This is a genomic window from Salinifilum aidingensis (assembly GCF_054782015.1).
Genome location: NZ_BAAGTH010000016.1, coordinates 34,910 through 50,216, shown reverse-complemented (window position 1 = coordinate 50,216; position 15,307 = coordinate 34,910). Strand labels below are relative to the sequence as shown.

The 15,307-nt window shown below is 72.1% G+C and carries 16 protein-coding genes; 3 read left to right on the top strand and 13 right to left on the bottom strand.

All coding sequences use genetic code 11. The annotated features are described in order from the left end of the window. Window positions 1-28 precede the first annotated feature (28 nt). On the bottom strand, window positions 29-826 hold the full coding sequence (locus ACYVJE_RS19555; RefSeq protein ID WP_461145589.1) for an exodeoxyribonuclease III: 798 nt from the start codon (window positions 824-826) through the stop codon (window positions 29-31). 64 nt (window positions 827-890) lie between these two features. Further along, on the bottom strand, window positions 891-1,139 hold the full coding sequence (locus ACYVJE_RS19550) for a hypothetical protein (protein WP_459159232.1): 249 nt from the start codon (window positions 1,137-1,139) through the stop codon (window positions 891-893). Window positions 1,140-1,417: 278 nt separating this feature from the next. Here ACYVJE_RS19550 and ACYVJE_RS19545 point away from each other — a divergent pair, with 278 nt between their 5' ends. Next, window positions 1,418-1,822, top strand: a complete 405-nt coding sequence (locus tag ACYVJE_RS19545) for a hypothetical protein (RefSeq protein WP_461145588.1) — start codon at window positions 1,418-1,420, stop codon at window positions 1,820-1,822. A 72-nt stretch (window positions 1,823-1,894) separates the two neighbouring features. Here the strand turns inward: ACYVJE_RS19545 and larC are convergent, their stop codons facing one another. The 3 genes from larC to larE are packed head-to-tail and all read right to left on the bottom strand — an operon-like array spanning window position 1,895 to window position 4,731. Beyond that, window positions 1,895-3,232 carry a nickel pincer cofactor biosynthesis protein LarC gene (larC, locus tag ACYVJE_RS19540; protein ID WP_461145587.1) on the bottom strand — a complete coding sequence of 446 codons (1,338 nt, stop codon included), beginning with the start codon at window positions 3,230-3,232 and terminating at the stop codon, window positions 1,895-1,897. A 3-nt stretch (window positions 3,233-3,235) separates the two neighbouring features. Beyond that, entirely contained in the window at window positions 3,236-3,907 is a 672-nt protein-coding gene (larB, locus tag ACYVJE_RS19535) for a nickel pincer cofactor biosynthesis protein LarB (RefSeq protein WP_461145586.1), read from the bottom strand. Further along, entirely contained in the window at window positions 3,904-4,731 is an 828-nt protein-coding gene (gene larE, locus ACYVJE_RS19530) for an ATP-dependent sacrificial sulfur transferase LarE (protein WP_459159236.1), read from the bottom strand. Before larE ends, larB begins: the two co-directional genes overlap by 4 nt. A 227-nt stretch (window positions 4,732-4,958) precedes the next feature. Between larE and ACYVJE_RS19525 the strand changes: the two genes are divergently transcribed. Continuing rightward, a complete protein-coding gene (locus tag ACYVJE_RS19525; protein WP_459159237.1) occupies window positions 4,959-5,255 on the top strand; it encodes a 4a-hydroxytetrahydrobiopterin dehydratase in 297 nt (98 codons plus the stop codon). A 128-nt stretch (window positions 5,256-5,383) separates the two neighbouring features. Here the strand turns inward: ACYVJE_RS19525 and ACYVJE_RS19520 are convergent, their stop codons facing one another. From ACYVJE_RS19520 to ACYVJE_RS19495, 6 genes are all read right to left on the bottom strand, one after another. Then, window positions 5,384-6,322, bottom strand: a complete 939-nt coding sequence (locus ACYVJE_RS19520) for a nitrilase-related carbon-nitrogen hydrolase (protein WP_459159238.1) — start codon at window positions 6,320-6,322, stop codon at window positions 5,384-5,386. Window positions 6,323-6,514: 192 nt separating this feature from the next. Beyond that, a complete protein-coding gene (locus ACYVJE_RS19515) occupies window positions 6,515-7,804 on the bottom strand; it encodes a glutamate decarboxylase (protein ID WP_461145585.1) in 1,290 nt (429 codons plus the stop codon). 339 nt (window positions 7,805-8,143) lie between these two features. Next, window positions 8,144-9,487, bottom strand: a complete 1,344-nt coding sequence (locus ACYVJE_RS19510) for an acetyl-CoA carboxylase biotin carboxylase subunit (RefSeq protein WP_461145584.1) — start codon at window positions 9,485-9,487, stop codon at window positions 8,144-8,146. Beyond that, window positions 9,484-9,723 (bottom strand): acetyl-CoA carboxylase, encoded by a 240-nt coding sequence (locus tag ACYVJE_RS19505; RefSeq protein WP_461145583.1) that lies wholly within the window; start codon window positions 9,721-9,723, stop codon window positions 9,484-9,486. Before ACYVJE_RS19505 ends, ACYVJE_RS19510 begins: the two co-directional genes overlap by 4 nt. A gap of 11 nt (window positions 9,724-9,734) precedes the next feature. Then, window positions 9,735-10,724 (bottom strand): 5-oxoprolinase subunit C family protein, encoded by a 990-nt coding sequence (locus tag ACYVJE_RS19500; RefSeq protein WP_461145582.1) that lies wholly within the window; start codon window positions 10,722-10,724, stop codon window positions 9,735-9,737. Next, on the bottom strand, window positions 10,721-11,623 hold the full coding sequence (locus tag ACYVJE_RS19495; protein ID WP_459159243.1) for a 5-oxoprolinase subunit B family protein: 903 nt from the start codon (window positions 11,621-11,623) through the stop codon (window positions 10,721-10,723). The genes ACYVJE_RS19500 and ACYVJE_RS19495 overlap by 4 nt, the downstream gene beginning before the upstream one ends. 220 nt (window positions 11,624-11,843) lie before the next feature. Between ACYVJE_RS19495 and ACYVJE_RS19490 the strand changes: the two genes are divergently transcribed. Next, window positions 11,844-12,605 (top strand): LamB/YcsF family protein, encoded by a 762-nt coding sequence (locus tag ACYVJE_RS19490; RefSeq protein WP_461145638.1) that lies wholly within the window; start codon window positions 11,844-11,846, stop codon window positions 12,603-12,605. Between the two features lie 101 nt (window positions 12,606-12,706). Here ACYVJE_RS19490 and ACYVJE_RS19485 read toward each other — a convergent pair whose 3' ends face one another. After that, a complete protein-coding gene (locus ACYVJE_RS19485) occupies window positions 12,707-13,744 on the bottom strand; it encodes a family 2 encapsulin nanocompartment cargo protein polyprenyl transferase (protein ID WP_461145581.1) in 1,038 nt (345 codons plus the stop codon). A 12-nt stretch (window positions 13,745-13,756) separates the two neighbouring features. Further along, window positions 13,757-15,175: a family 2B encapsulin nanocompartment shell protein gene (locus tag ACYVJE_RS19480; protein ID WP_461145580.1), complete on the bottom strand. Its 1,419-nt coding sequence runs from the start codon at window positions 15,173-15,175 to the stop codon at window positions 13,757-13,759. Between the last annotated feature and the right edge of the window lie 132 nt (window positions 15,176-15,307).

The window sequence follows — 15,307 nt, the reverse complement described above, 5'->3', positions numbered from 1 at the left end:
GGGAGGTACCCGGCGCACCGGAGGGAGGTCACAGGTCGAGGTCGACGACGACCGGGGCGTGGTCGGACGGGCCCTTGCCCTTGCGGGCCTCCCGGTCCACGTAGGCGTCGCTGCTGGCTCCGGTGAACGGCGCGTTGCCGTAGACGAGATCGATGCGCATGCCCATGTTGCGCGGGAACGCGCCACCGCGGTAGTCCCAGTAGGTGAAGGGCACGTCGTACTTCAGCGGTCGCGGGTAGACCTCGGACAACCCCGCTTCGCCGAGGGAGCGCAGCGCGTCCCGCTCGTCCTGGGTGACGTGCGTGTAGCCGTCGAACTCGGAGATGTCCCACACGTCCTCGTCGGCGGGGGCGACGTTGAAGTCGCCGAGCACGGACAGCGGCGCGTCCGGCACCAGCTCGTGCCCGGCGGTCGCGCCCAGCGCGCGCAACCACTCGAGCTTGTAGTCGTAGTGCGCGTGACCGACTTCACGGCCGTTCGGGACGTACACCGACCACACGCGCAGCGGGCCGCAGGTGGCGCCGATCGCCCGGGGCTCGGTCGCGGGCACCAGCGCGTCGTCCGCCTGGAACCCGGGCTCGTCCCGCAGGCCGCGCCGGACGTCCACCAGCCCCACGTTGGACAGGATCGCCACCCCGTTCCAGCGCCCCGTCCCGTGGGCGGCGACCTCGTAGCCGAGCTCGGAGATCTCGTCGACCGGGAAGGAATCCGCGGCGCACTTGGTCTCCTGCAAGCAGAGCACGTTCGGCTCGCGCGTCGACAGCCAGTCCACGAGCCGTGGCAGGCGGGCGCTGACCGAGTTGACGTTCCACGTGGCGATCCGCATGCGGACAGCCTGGCATACCCGTTCGCCGCGGGATCACGCGCCAGGCGGCGCCGCGCCGCGGGGTTCAGCGCTCGGTGCGGGCCGCGAGCTGCTCGCCGACGAAGTCGTAGCACCACACCCCGTCCGGGCGGCACTCTCCCAGGTCGTAGCGCACGGCGGGGCAGTCCTCGTCGGGGACCGGGCCGGGCAGGGTGAACGTCGCGAACGGTAAGGGGCCTTGCTGCTCGCCGGCACCGCCCGGGGCGGTCGGCATGACGAAGGTGCGCCCGTCCTCGGGGCCACCGATGAGTTCGACGTGCACGTGGTGCTGCATGGCGTTGCTCTCCAGGTTCGTTTCGGTCCGTTGCCGATGTGACTCCGAGGAAGAGGACGCGGTTCCAGCTTTCACGCGATCGGATGAATAAAGCCGCGGAAACCGTGTACGTACCGTCCCCTAGCAGTCTCCACGGTGGAGTCAAGAGATCGTCCGGCGACGACGCGTCGGACCCGGCGCGGCATGCTGTTTCTCCCCCGAGACTGTGGGGTAAGCGCGGAATCGGGAAGGAAATGCGCGCGCGCATCCCGGAAGGGAGGACACCGGAAGGAGTCACGATGACCGATCCCGACGCCACCACCCCGACATCGGACGAAACGGGCGCTGCGCCCGAGTTCCCGCAGGACCCCGCGAACCTGCAGTCCGCGGAGGACCTCGACACCGACGAGCTCGGCGGCGACCCCGTCGAAGAGGGCGTGGACCCGCCCGAGGACTGGACGGTCGTCACCGCCCACCGCCCGACGACCCGCTCGGATCGGGAAGGGGAGAGCCTCGACGAGGAGCTCGCCGAGGAACGACCGGACGCGCCCGCCGGCGCCGAGGCGGAGATGTCCGGATCGCCCGAGGAGCTCGCACCGGAGGACTACGCCGAGCGCGTCGGCCGCTCCGCGGCGGACGATCCGGACGCGGAGGCCGAGCCCGACCAGCTGCCGGGCGGCGGGACCGGGAGCGACTGGCCGTAGCAGGGCACCGCCGGAGCGTTCCGCCCGGTGCGGGGCCGGTTGCGCACGGGGGCTCGGACGTCCGGTCGGCGTTCAGCCGTCGTCGCCCCCGTGCTCGGCCTCGAACTGCGCCATCGCGCGGCGGGCGGCGGTGCGGACCGGGAGGCCGAGCGCGCCCGCCGCGGTGACGAGATCGCTGTGCTCCGGTTTCGCCTGCCACGGACCTCGTTTCACCCGAACCGGGTGCCCCTCGAGCGTGACGGTGACGACTTCGCGCGGTGCCGCCCGGCGCTGCACCGGAACGCGCCGCATCCCGAGGCTGCCCGTCTCGGCCAGCACCAGCTCGCCGAGAGCGTCCTCGTGCTCCGGAGCGCACAGCACGTGGAGCACGTGCCCGGGGCGGGTTTTCTTCATCACCGCCGGGGTGACCCACGCGTCGGCGGCCCCGTGATCGAGGCTGCGCTGCAGCACGTGCCCCAGCGTCTCACCGGTGACGTCGTCCACCGTGCACTCGAGCAGCACCATCGGCTCCGAGCCCGATTCCGCCGCGGTGGCGTGCTGCGCCGCGGCTGCCGGAGCGCCCGCCGCGCAGGGGCCCTCGTGCGCCGCGACGGCGGGTGACGGCGTGCGCTGCGCGGAGGGGGTGTGCGGTACCGCACCGCCGGGCGGCTCGGGGGTGCCGCGCAGCGGCGCGGCCAGGCTCGCCTGCAGCATGTTGGGGCGCTGCGCGAAGCGGCGCGAGCCCGCGCCGTAGGCCGTGGCGCGCAGCGTCATCGCCGGTGGCGGCCGGTAGTCCGCCTCCATCGCCGCCAGCAGCGCCGCTCCCGTCGGGGTCACCGTCTCCCCGGGCAGATCGGTGCCCACCACGGCGGCCTGCCGCAGCAGCCGCGTCGTCGCGGGAGCGGGGGCGGGCAGCACTCCGTGCTCGCACTCCACGGTGCCGGTGCCCAGGGCGATCGGGGCGGAGTGCACGGCGGTGACGCCGAGGTCGTGCACCGCGGCGGCCACACCGACCGCGTCGACGACGGTGTCCGCGCCGCCGACCTCGTGCAGGTGGACCTCGTCGAACGGCCGTCCGTGCAGGTGGGCCTCCGCCCGGCCGAGTTCGGACACCGCCCGCGCGGCCAGGTCGGCGACCGGCTCGGGGCGGGCACGGCGGACGAGCTCCACCAGCTCCGCGGCCGTCCGCGCGGTGCCGACCTCCCGGACGTTCCCGTCCTCCCCGACGTGCCCGGCCTCCCCGAGGTGGACCGCGGCCCGGTCGGCCAGGAAACCGCCGACTTCCGCGGTCGTGTGCTCCAGCTGCCAGCCGGGGAGCCCCGTCGAGGCGATGGCCGCGCGCACCGCGTCGAGCCGGGCTCCGAGGCCGAGCAGCGCCCCGAGCAGCATGTCGCCCGACACGCCGGTGGTGGGGTTGAGCCACAGCAGCACCGCTCACTCCCGGTCGAGGCTGTGGGCCAAGCGCTGCGCGGCCATCGCCGCGCCGAAACCGGAGTCGATGTTGACCACCGTGACCCCCGACGCGCACGAGGACAGCATCGCCAGCAGCGCCGTGACCCCCTCCAGCGCGGCCCCGTAACCGGTCGAGGTGGGCACCGCGACGACCGGGCAGGGCACGAGCCCGCCGACGGCGCTGGCCAACGCGCCCTCCATGCCGGCGACGACGATGACGGCATCGGCCGCCTCCAAGCGCCCGCGCTCGGCGAGCAGCCGGTGCAACCCCGCCACCCCCACGTCGCGGACGACCTCAGTGGACAGACCGATCGCGCTGGAGACCGCGGCCGCTTCGGCGGCCACCGGTCCGTCGGCCGTACCGGCCGTCACCACCAGCACCCGGAAGTCCGCCGCCGCGCGCGGACGCCACACCAGCAGTCCCGCCTCCTCGTCGTAGGCCCCGCCCGGGACCTCGCGCAGCACGTGCTGCGCGCTCGCCCGCGGCACGCGCGTGGCCAGCACCGGACCGCTGCTCTCGGACAGCAGCCGAGCGGCGATGCCGGCGACCTCCTCGTCCTGCTTGCCCGGGGCGTAGATGACCTCGGCGAGCCCCTGCCGCTCCTCCCGGTCGGTGTCCACCCGGGCGTACCCCAGGTCGGTGTAGCCGGTCACGAGGCGGTCCGGGACGGGGACAACTCCAGCAGCACGTTCATCCGGCCGCTGGCGAAACCGCCCATGTCCAGCGAGCAGAACCGGAACCCGGCGGCGCGCACCGCGCTGTCCAGTTCGGAGTGCACGGCGGCGGCGCGGGGGATCTCGGATTCGGGGACCTCGACGCGCGCGACGGTGCCCTGCGCGTGCGCCCGCACCCGGGACTCGCGGAAACCGAGCTCGCGCACCGCCGATTCCGCCCGCTCGACGCGCGCCAGCAGCTCGGGCGTCACCGGGTCGCCGTAGGCGACCCGGGAAGCCAGGCACGCCGCCGCGGGTTCGTCCGCAGTGGAGAGACCGAGTTCGGTGCTCGCCTCGCGCACGAGGAGCTTGGAGAAGCCGGCGTCGACCAGCGGGGTGCAGGCCCCGCGCTCGGCGGCCGCCTGCTGCCCGGGGCGGTGGTCGCCCAAGTCGTCGCTGTTCGTGCCCATGGCCACGCGCGCGTCGCCGAACGCGTTCAGCAGCGGTTCGAGCGCGTCGAACAGCGCCGTCTTGCAGTGGTAGCAGCGGGAGCCGTCGTTGGCCCGGTACTCCGGCCGCTCGGCCTCGTCGGTGCACACCTCGACGTGCGGCATCCCCCGGTCGCGCGCGAACGCGCGCGCCCGGCGCTGCTCGGAGGTGGCCAGGCTCGGGGACACCGCCGTGACCGCCAGCATCCGGGAACCCAGGACCTCGTGCGTCACGGCAGCCAGCAGCGCGGAGTCGACTCCGCCGGAGAAGGCCACCACGAGGCGGTCCTCCCGGGCGATCCGGTCCCGCAGCCGCTGCAACGGCGAACTGGTCACGTCCGCTCCTTCGTCGCGTGCCTGGAGTCCCTGCCTGCCCGGCGGGCTCCGAGCGCCTACTCTAGGCCGCGGTGCGCGCGCACTGTCAAGGATCGATCACGCCGGGTCGGCGGAAGCGAGCCGAGACCGCGAGCGCCCGCGCTCCTGGACGCCGACCGGCCGCGGTGCGCGCGGCCGGGAGGTAGATTCGCGGGGAGAGGACTCCGACGCGGAACTGTGAGGAGACGATGGCCGAGCTGCTGTCCACCGACGCCATCCACAGCGCCCTCGCCGACCTGGGCGAGTGGCAGTACACGGGCTCGAGCCTGACCCGCACCTGGCAGCGCAAGGGATTCAACGGGGCGGTGCAGGTGGCCAACGTCGTCGCCTTCGCGGCGAACGAGCTCAACCACCACCCGGACATCACCGTGCACGACTACAACCGGGTGACGGTCACGACGACCACCCACGACGCCGGCGGCGTGACCGAGGGCGACCTCGCGCTGGTCCGGCGCATCAACGGCATCGTCGAACCCGCGAGCTGAACCGGCCGGCACCCGCGGCGGTCCGCAGCTCCCGCGTGCCGCGGCACCGGAGCACCCCGCAGCGGAGGCGGGCGCCGCGCAGCGAGGGGGCTCCGGTGCCGGTAGGAGCGCCGGCACCGGAGCGGCGATCAGCCCGCCAGCGCGCTGGTGTCCAGCCGCAACCGCAGGTCCGCGAGGTGGTTGCCCTCCGGGCTGAACGGTGCGGAGCGCTCCGGGACGCAGTCGCCGATCAGCAGGCTGTCCGCGGTGCGCTCCGCCTCGCCCGCGCGGACCACGGCCCGCCCGTCCGGGCCCCACACGCCCGAGTTGGCGCGGTACTCCCACTGCCCGCGCTCGGAGACCTCCCAGCCGCGGCGGTTCGCGTAGGCCACGAACGTCCGCCACACCGCGGCCATGGCGGGGATGATGTGCTCGGTGGCGTCCGGGTAGGGGACCGTCGTGGGGCTGCCGTCGGGCAGGACGAAGTGGTGATCGGCGGCCGTCGGTCCGATGATCAGCTGCGCACCGCGCTGCACCAGGTTCTGGTACAGCGGCGGGAACTCGCACTCGTAGCAGTTCAGGATCCCCACCGGGAAGTCGTTGACGTCGACCACCGGCGGCAGCGCGTCACCCGGGGTGAAGTTCTTCCGCTCGGCGGAGCCGTACAGGTGGGTCTTGCGGTAGTTCGCGACGAGCTCGCCGTCCACGACGAACGCGATCGAGTCGTGCACCGTCGCCAGCTCGGTGTCGCGTTCGACGTAGGGCAGCACGATGGCCGTCCCGTGGTCCCGGGAGGCCTCCCGGGCCGCTCGCACGGTGGGGCCGTCGGTGGTCTCCGCCAGCTCCTGGCACTCGGCGGGGCCGAGCGAGTAACCGGTGTTGTAGCACTCGGGGAACGCGCAGACGTGGCTGGAGTACCGGGCGGCGAGGCGCACGGCCTCGCGCATGCGCGCGAGGTTGTGCCGCACGGCCTCCTCCGTGCCCGCCGGGTTCTCGGCCTGGAACAGCGCCAGGCGCACCCCCGATCCGGACGCGGGCGGGGCGGGGCGCGTGATGTTGGTGGTGATGCGGACAGGTTGCATGGACATCTCCCAGGTGTTGCGGATTCGGTGATGCGTGCTCCCGGTCGCGGCTCGTGCGCCGCGTTTCTCGGGCGGTGCGGTCCGGGGCTGGAGCTCCCGCGCACCGCGCCGGGTCGGTCGGGGCGTCGCCCGGTGCCACCGGGCGCCCTGCCACCGGGCGCCCTGCCACTGGGCGACCGGTCACCGGACGACGCCCTGTCACCGGACGACGCCGGTGAACTCGCGCACCGCGCGGACGAAGGCCTCGACGTCGTCCCACGTCATGTCCTCGCGCACCACGACGCGGAGGACCTCGGTCTCCTCCAGGTCCGGTGGCAGCGTGTACACCGGCACCGACCAGCCGCGCTCGGCCAGGTGCAGCGAGAGCTCGTGCAGCTTGCTCCCGTCGCGCGGGGTCAGGGCCAGCACGGGTAACTGGCTGCCGTCGCCGAGCAGTTCGAACGCGTGCGTGGCGCGCAGCTCGCGCGCCAGGTGCATCGCCTTGTCCCTGGTGGCGCGGTGCTTGTGCCGGAAGCCGTCGAACCCGAGGCGCAGGAAGTTGTAGAACTGCACCACGACGGGGGCTGCGGACCGGGAGAAGCTCAGCTCGTGGTGCGTGCGGGTGCGTCCGAGGTAGTTCGTGTCGAAGTGCAGCCATCCGGTGCGCGCGCCCTGGTCGCGCCAGAGCACCCAGCCCAGTCCCGGGGGTACGAGCCCGTACTTGTGCCCCGAGGCGTTGATCGAGCGCACGCGCGGGACCCGGAAGTCCCACGGCAGCTCGGGGTCGAGGAACGGTGCGATGAACCCGCCGGAGGCCGCGTCCACGTGCAGCGGTACGTCGATGCCGCGGCGCTGCGCCACCGCGTCCAGCGCCGCCGCGATGTCGTGGACGGGATCGTAGGTGCCGTCGATGGTGGATCCGAGGATCGCCACGACGCCGATGGTGTTCTCGTCGCACTCCTGCGCGGCGGAGTCCGGGGTGAGCCCGATGCGCCCCGGGGTCGCCGGCACGACCCGCGGTTCGACCTGCCAGTACCGGCAGAACTTGCGCCAGCAGACGTGGGCGTCGGATCCGAGGACCAGGTTGGGGCGATCGGCGGGATCCCCGCGGCCGCGGTGGTGCAGCCAGTTCCGCAGCATCGCCGCGCCGGCGAGCAGGGCGGCCTCGCTGGAGCCCGTGGTCGCGTCACCGACGGCCGAGCGCGGGTCGGCGTTCCAGAGGTCGGCGATGATCCGCAGGCAGTTCTCCTCGAGCTCGCTGATGCCCGGGTACTGGTCGCGGTCGACGAGGTTGTGCTCCAGGAAGTCCTGGTAGAGCTGCCGGGTCTCGGCGTCGAACGAGGTGGACAGGAACGTGGCCAGATTGCGGTCCGGCGGAACGTCGTGGCGCAGGTGGTCGCGGATGAATCCGAGCGTCGCAGCCGAGCCCCAGCCTTGGGCAGGTATGGCAGTCGTGGGACCGTGTCCGAGTTCGGTGCTGGCACAGCGTGGGGTCGGCTGGGCCGACATGCCGTGTACCTCCTCGCGTGGAGCGGTGTCGCTTTCAGTGAGAAAGGTAGGCCGCTGCGCGCGAGGGGCACCATGATCTCTTCGTGCCACGACCGCCGTCCCCGGTGTGCCGGAAGGACGGCGTCGAAAGGACCGCTGCGCGGGGCTCGCCGGCGGGAATCGACTGCTTCCCGCAGCGTTCGGGGGAGCCGCGCGCGAGGTGTTCTGTTCTACTGTGGACTCCAGTGCACCGCGTGCTCGCGCCGCGGAGGGGATGTCGAGCCGCGGGGCGGCGGACCGCGGCTCGGGCGCCGGGCGGATGGTCCTTTCGTCCTGCGGGAGCTCCCGCCCGGCACCGCGTCAGCCGAGGCGCTGCTCCAGCCACGTGGTGTGCACGGGTCCGGCGAGCAGTTCCGCGTCGTCGGTGAGCTCGCGGTGCAGCGGTGCCGTGCTGGCGACCCCCTCCACGTGGAACTCCCGCAACGCCTGGCGCGCCCGGGCGTACGCCTGCGCCCGGTCGGCGCCCCAGCACACGAGTTTCGCCACGAGGGAGTCGTAGAACGGCGTGATGCGGTCCCCGTGCGTGAGCCAGGTGTCCACCCGGACACCCGGACCTCCGGGCAGGTCGAACCGCGCGACTTCGCCGGGGGTCGGGGCGAAGCCGTTGGCGGGGTCCTCGGCGTTGATGCGCAGCTCGACGGCCGCCCCCACGGGCACCACGTCGTCCTGGGCGATCGACAGCGGCCGGCCGGCGGCCACCCGCAGCTGCTCGGCCACGATGTCCACACCCGTGATCGCCTCGGTGATCGGGTGTTCCACCTGCACCCGGGTGTTCATCTCGATGAAGTAGAAGTTCTCGTCGAGGTCGACGAGGAACTCGACCGTGCCCGCGTTGCGGTATCCGACGTGCCGGGTCAACCGCACCGCGGCGTCGTTCAGCGCGGCCCGCGTCGAGCGCTTCAACCCGGGAGCGGGGGCTTCCTCGATCAGCTTCTGCCGCCGCCGCTGCATCGAGCAGTCGCGCTCGAACAGGTGAACCACGTTGCCCCGGTCGTCGGCCAGGACCTGGACCTCGATGTGCCGCGCCCGGGGGATCGCGCGTTCGATGTAGGCGGTGCCGTCCCCGAACGCCGACCGCGCTTCCGCCTGCGCGGCCGGCAGCACCTCGGCCAGTTCCGCGCGGTCCTGCACCGGGCGGATGCCGCGGCCGCCGCCGCCCGCCGCCGCCTTGATGAGGATCGGGTAGCCCACCTCGGCCGCGGCGCGTTCCGCGTCCTCCAGACCGGTCACCGCGTAGCTGCCGGGGACCACGGGCACCCCCGCCTCGTCGGCGGCGGTGCGCGCTCGCGCCTTGTCGCCCATGAGCTCGATCGCCTCGGCGGGAGGCCCCACGAAGGCGAACCCGGCGTCGGTCACGGCCCGGGCGAAGGCGGCGTCCTCGGACAGGAAGCCGTATCCCGGGTGCACTGCGTCGGCACCGGACTCCTTCGCCGCCGTGATGATCGCTTCGCGGTCCAGGTAGGACTTGGCAGCCGGTGATTTGCCGATGTGCTCCGCGTGGTCGGCGATGCGCACCCACTGGGCGTTCTTGTCGGCGTCGGAGTAGACGGCGACCGTTTCCAGCCCCGCCAGGTGGCAGGCGCGGATGATCCGCACAGCGATCTCGCCGCGGTTGGCGATGAGCACGCGACGCAGTTCCGTCATAGTTCCTCGACCTCGAACATCTCCTGACCCGCTTCCACTTCGGCCCCGTCCTCGAGCAGGATCTTGGCGATGCGGCCCGAGCGGTCCGCCCTGACCTCGTTGAAGGTCTTCATGACCTCGATCAGCGCGAGCGTCTGCCCCGGCTCGACCACGGTTCCCTCCTCGATGTAGGGATCCCTGTCGGGGGCGGGGCGCCGGTAGAACAGACCGGGCAGTTCGGAGTTCACTGTGGACATGAGCGTCCTCCTCACGCGTGCTGGACGGACAGCGCTTCGCGGGCGCGCCGGATGCGGTCGCGGTGCTCCCGCCGGGCGGTGAGCGCGGTTTCGATGTCGACGGGACGGAACGACACGTGACTGCCGGTGCGGGTCTGCGCGACGCGGTCGTGGTCGACCGAGATGACGGTGCCGATCGTGGCGTACCCGCCTCCGGTGACGGCGTCGTTGAGCAGGATGATGGGCTCGTCCCCGCCGGGGATCTGGATGGATCCGACTGGGTAGCCGAGATCCACGACGTTTGCGGGGTTGCTGCCCGCGCCGAACGGCTGCTCCCGCTCGATGAACTCGATCTCCCCGCCGCGCAGGCGGTAACCGACGCGGTCGGCGTCCTTGGTGACCTTCCACGTGGTGTCGAAGAACGCCTCCAGGGAGCGCTCGGTCATCCGGTAGGAGCACAGCCCGACGACCACGCGCAGTTCGGTGACCTCGGGGAAATCGGGAAGGAGCTCCTCGGGCACGGCCGTGCCCCGCGGGGGAGCGGCGCCGGGCGCGGTGCCCAGCGGCACGCGGTCGCCCTCGGTGATCGCGCGGCCGCCGAAACCGCCGATGCCGGTGAGCATGTAGGTCGACCGGGAGCCGAGGTACTCGGGTACGGCGATCCCGCCGCTGACCGCGATGTAGGGACGCGCTCCGGCCTGCAGCGGGCCGAACCCGAGCACGTCGCCGGCCTCCACGTGCAGGGTTTCCCACGGGGAGGCGGGTTCGCCGTTGAGCGTCGGGGTGCAGCGCGCCCCCGTGACCGCCACCGCGCGGGAGTCGGTGAACTCCAGCGTCGGGCCCAGGTAGGTGGCTTCGAGCACGGCCGCCCCGTCCGCGTTGCCGACGAGCATGTTCGCCACGGCGCGGGCGAACCCGTCCATCGCGCCCGACGGCGGCATGCCGATCGCGTAGTGGCCGTGGCGCCCGGAATCCTGCACCGTCGTGGACAGGCCGCCGGAGCGCACGATCAGGTCGGTCATCGGTACAACACCTCCAGCAGCTCGCGGTTCGTGCCGTGCGGATCGGCCAGGAACCGGGTGGGCGAGAACTCGACCGGGCGCTGGTGGTACCGGAACGTGCCGGCCTCCACCTGCTCGCGCACCGCGTCGTACTCGCCGCGGTCGATCGGCCGGTAGCGCAGGATGTCGCTCGGTTTCGGGAAGGCGATGCCGTCGGCGAAGTCGGGCAGCGACTGCCCGGCGTCGAACACGGGTGCGGGCGCGATCCCGAACAGCTGGTAACCCCCGGCGCCGCGCACCGGGTAGACCACGGCGAACGCTCCGCCGAAGCCGAACGCGCGTTCGGGCGTGTCGGTGCGCGGGCGCACGTACTTCGGCACCTCGATCTGCTGTTCCCGCGGCACCATCTGGTAGCAGAACGGCAGTCCCGCGACGAATCCGAGCATGGTGACGATGAACGGCGCCGATCCGATCGAGTCGACCAGCGCCTGCACGCTGGAGAACCCGTTGATGCGGGCGGCGTACTCGAGATCGCTGGCTTCCGGGTCCTGGTGGCGGTCGCGGAAGCGCATGAGCGTCTCGTGCGTCCAGTCGTCCCGGAACAGCACGGGGACGTCGACGATGCGCGTGGAGATCACGTAGTCCTGCGGCAGTTCGCCCACGGACTCCTCCAGCCGGCGCAGCTCCTCGACCAGTTCCGCCGGATGGAGGCGATCCGGGTCCAATCGGACCATGTACGACGCGTTCGACGGGCAGATGTCGATCAGCCCGTCGATGTTCTGCTCGCGCAGCGCGCCGGTGATCGCCATCGCTTTGAAATTGGCCTCCAGGCTCATTTCCTGGTCCAACTCGACGGAGACGAACTCGTCGCCCCCGTAGGTGTACCGCGCTGGAGGGAGCCCGACCGTCGATTCCGCCATGTCGACCTCCTCGGCAATGTGGGTGTACCCCTTCTGAGGATGCGCTGTGTGGCGGACAACCGCAGGATTGCGTCGGAGCTGCGCCTCGGAAACCGCCCTATCGAGTCAGGATGCCACGAAAAGTCTTCGAACTCGGAATACGTCGTGTGATCATAAGCCCGGGGCGGGAGGATGACAATCGCAGAGGTGCGTCCAGCAGGAGGTGTCGGAGTTGCAGACAGTGGTTGATCTCAACGCGGATGCGGGCGAGAGCTTCGGTCGGTGGAAACTCGGGGACGACGCGAACCTCATCCCGTTGGTGAACTCCGTCAACGTCGCCTGCGGGTGGCACGCGGGTGACCCGGGGACGATGCGACGCTCGGTGGAGCTGGCCCGCGACGCCGGTGTCGCCGTCGGCGCGCACCCCGGATTTCCGGACCTGGCCGGTTTCGGACGCCGGGCACTGGCGATGACACCGCGGGAGGCGGCCGACGCGTGCCTGTACCAGTTCGGCGCCCTGCGGACGATCGCCAACAGCCTCGGGGTGGAGCTGACGCACCTGAAACCGCACGGCGCGTTCTACGGGCTCACGCTCCGGGACAACTCGGTGGCCGACGCGATCGCGGAGGAGCTCGCGGCGGCGGCCCCGGACGTGCCCGTCGTCCTCCTCGCCGGTGACACGGCCGAGCACGTGGCCGGACGCGGATTCCCCGTGATCCGGGAGGCCTTCGCCGACCTGGACTACGACGACTCGGGCAAGATCATCATCGAACCGGTTCCGGAACCGAAGTCGGCCGAGCGGTGCGCCCAGCAGGCGCTCGACGTCCTCAGCGGCACGGTGACTTCGGTCAACGGGACGAGCATCCCGGTCAGCGCGGACACCATCTGCCTGCACGGCGACCGCCCCAACGCCGTGGAGATCGCCCGCGCGATCCGCGAGAAGTTCGCCGAGGCGGGCGTGTCGCAGGCGCGGATGGCCGACGTGGTGCGGCTGCGGACCTGAGCGGAACGGCCCGGGCGGCGGAACGGCCCGCCCGCGACGAGCGATCTCGCCGCGGGCGGGCCGATCGCGCACCGCGGGGGCACGTCCGGTGCGCGGGGCGGTTACCTCTGGCGATCGGCCAGCAGGCGCGCGAGCGCGCCCAGATCGCGCGCGGGTTCGGCCTCGGGGCGCGCCGCGTCCAGTTCCCGCAGTGCCGCGCCGAGCAGTTCCGCGGCCTGCCGCTGGCTCCACGCCCGGCCGCCGGCCCGCGTGATCAGGTCAGCGGCGTGCGCCAGATCCGCCCCCGTGAGCGGTTGCGGGTCCCGGTACAGCTCGAGCAGCCGGCGACCCGCCGGGTGCTCCGAGCGCAGCGCGGCGACGACGGGCAGCGTCTTCTTCCGCGTGCGCAGGTCCGAGTAGACGGGTTTGCCGGTGACCGAGGGGTCGCCCCACACGCCCAGCAGGTCGTCGACGTGCTGGAAGGCGAGACCCACGCGGTGGCCGAACCGCTCCAGGCGCGCGATCCGCTCCGTGCTCGCGCCGCCGAGGACGGAGCCGATCGCGCAGGCGGCCCCGGCGAGTCCCGCCGTCTTCTTCATCGCCATGTCGACGCATTCGTCCACCGTGACGTCCATCCGCTCCTCGAAGGAGAGGTCGGCCGTCTGCCCGTCGATCAGGCCGGTGACGGCTTCGTGCAGCGCGTCGAGCGCCCGGCCGGCGGCGGGGTTGGTGCTGTCGCCGAGCACTTGGGACGCCCGCGTGAGCAGCGCGTCGCCGGCCAGGATCGCCGCGCCCGTGCCGAAGACGCGCCACGCGGTCGGCCGGTGGCGGCGGGTCGTGTCGCCGTCCATGACGTCGTCGTGCAGCAGCGAGAAGTTGTGCGCGAGCTCCACGGCCACGGCACCGGGCATGGCCGCTGCCGGGGAGCCGCCGACGGCGGTGGCGCTGAGCAGCACGAGGGTGGAGCGCAGGGTTTTGCCCTGGTCGTGCGCGGCGGTGCCACCGCTCTCGTCCCACCACCCCAGGTGGTAGCCGGTGATGTGCCGCATCGTCGCCGGCATGCGGTCCACCGCGTCGCGCAGCGAGGGGCGTACCAGGTCGCGGTTCCGGGCGAGCACGTCCTCGGCTGTGGTGATCCCGGAAGCTGAAGGTGCGGACATGCTGATCCTTTCTCAACGCGCGACTTCGACGTGCTCGAGCAGGCCGACGGCGTCGGGGACGAGGACGGCGGCGGAGTAGTAGGTGGTGACGAGGTAGGAGGTGACGGCCTGCTCGTTGATGCCCGTGAAGCGCACGGACAGGCCGGGTTCGTACTCGTCGGGCAGCCCCGTCCGGTGCAGCCCGACGACGCCTTCGGCCTCCTCGCCGGTGCGCATCGCCAGGATCGAGCTCGTGCCGCGCGCGGTGACGGGGATCTTGTCGCAGGGGAGGATCGGCACACCGCGCCAGGCCCACATCCGCTTCCCGTCCACTTCGGTCGGACGCGGGTAGGTGCCGCGGTGGTTGCACTCCCGGCCGAACGCGGCGATCGCGCGCGGATGCGCCAGGAACAGCTCCGTGCGGCGGCGGCGCGCCAGCAGGTCGTCGAGGTCGTCGGGGGTGGGTGGTCCGGTGCGGGTGTGGGTGCGTTGGGTGAGGTCGGTGTTGTTGAGGAGTCCGAAGGTGGGGTTGTTGACGAGTTCGTGTTCTTGGCGTTCGCGGAGGGCTTGGATGGTGAGGGTGAGTTGTTGGTGGAGTTGGTTGTGGGGGTTGTTGTAGAGGTCGGCGACGCGGGTGTGGAGGTGGAGGACGGTTTGGGCGGGGGAGAGTTCGTATTCGCGGGGGTGTGTTTCGTAGTCGACGTAGGTGTGGGGGAGTGGTGGTTCGCCGTGGTGTCCGGAGGCGACGGCGATCTCGGCCTCGCCGTGCTGGTTGCTCCGCTGCTCCGCGCGGCGCTGCAGCGCGCCGCGGATGTGCTCGCGCAGGGATTCGGAGCGCTCGCCCATCGCCTCGAAATCACGCGTGGTGAGCGTGAGCACCGTGCAGGGGGTGGTGGCCTTGTAGGTGTGCTGCCACGCCCCGGCGTTCCCGCCGAGTACCTCGGCGCCGAAGTGCTGCCCGTCGGCGAGCACCCGGTTGGTCGACTCGTCGCCGTACTCGCCCGCGCCGATCTCGGTGACCTTGCCGTGGGCGATGAGCACGACCTGATCAGCTGTCTGCCCGGATTGGACGATGTTCTGCCCCGGGGAGAACTCCCGTTGCGTGAACCGATCGGCCAGTGCCGACAGCGCGGACTCGTCGTCGAAGTCGCGCAGCAGCGGCAGCTCGCGCAGTTCCTGCGGGATGATCCGCACGTCGCGTCCGGTGTTGGTGAAGGTGATGCGGCCGTCGCCGACGGTGTAGGTCAGGCGGCGGTTCACGCGGTACACGCCGCCCGAGGTGTGCACCCAGGGCAGCACGCGCAGCAGCCAGCGCGAGGTGATGCCCTGCATCTGCGGTGGTGTCTTGGTGGTGCTGGCGAGGTTTCGGGCCGCGGTGGTGGTGAGACTGCTGGGCTGGGAGGATTCCGGAGTGGAGGGGTCCGGGGAGTCGCCGGATCCGGCAGCGGTCATGGCACTCGTCCTTTCCAGTCGAACGTGCGCAGTGGAGAACGCCGCAGCATCGCTGCGATTCGCTGCGGAAAAGGGGAACGCCGTGGTGCGGCGCCGGAGGAGAAGCTAGCAGCGGGGAAACGGGAATCAACA

Bases quoted from the DNA above. Each gene is read 5' to 3' on its own strand.
- ACYVJE_RS19555 (WP_461145589.1), bottom strand. From the start codon at position 826: ATGCGGATCGCCACGTGGAACGTCAACTCGGTCAGCGCCCGCCTGCCA.
- ACYVJE_RS19550 (WP_459159232.1), bottom strand. From the start codon at position 1,139: ATGCAGCACCACGTGCACGTCGAACTCATCGGTGGCCCCGAGGACGGG.
- ACYVJE_RS19545 (WP_461145588.1), top strand. From the start codon at position 1,418: ATGACCGATCCCGACGCCACCACCCCGACATCGGACGAAACGGGCGCT.
- ACYVJE_RS19525 (WP_459159237.1), top strand. From the start codon at position 4,959: ATGGCCGAGCTGCTGTCCACCGACGCCATCCACAGCGCCCTCGCCGAC.
- ACYVJE_RS19520 (WP_459159238.1), bottom strand. From the start codon at position 6,322: ATGTCCATGCAACCTGTCCGCATCACCACCAACATCACGCGCCCCGCC.
- ACYVJE_RS19515 (WP_461145585.1), bottom strand. From the start codon at position 7,804: ATGTCGGCCCAGCCGACCCCACGCTGTGCCAGCACCGAACTCGGACAC.
- ACYVJE_RS19510 (WP_461145584.1), bottom strand. From the start codon at position 9,487: ATGACGGAACTGCGTCGCGTGCTCATCGCCAACCGCGGCGAGATCGCT.
- ACYVJE_RS19505 (WP_461145583.1), bottom strand. From the start codon at position 9,723: ATGTCCACAGTGAACTCCGAACTGCCCGGTCTGTTCTACCGGCGCCCC.
- ACYVJE_RS19500 (WP_461145582.1), bottom strand. From the start codon at position 10,724: ATGACCGACCTGATCGTGCGCTCCGGCGGCCTGTCCACGACGGTGCAG.
- ACYVJE_RS19495 (WP_459159243.1), bottom strand. From the start codon at position 11,623: ATGGCGGAATCGACGGTCGGGCTCCCTCCAGCGCGGTACACCTACGGG.
- ACYVJE_RS19485 (WP_461145581.1), bottom strand. From the start codon at position 13,744: ATGTCCGCACCTTCAGCTTCCGGGATCACCACAGCCGAGGACGTGCTC.
- ACYVJE_RS19480 (WP_461145580.1), bottom strand. From the start codon at position 15,175: ATGACCGCTGCCGGATCCGGCGACTCCCCGGACCCCTCCACTCCGGAA.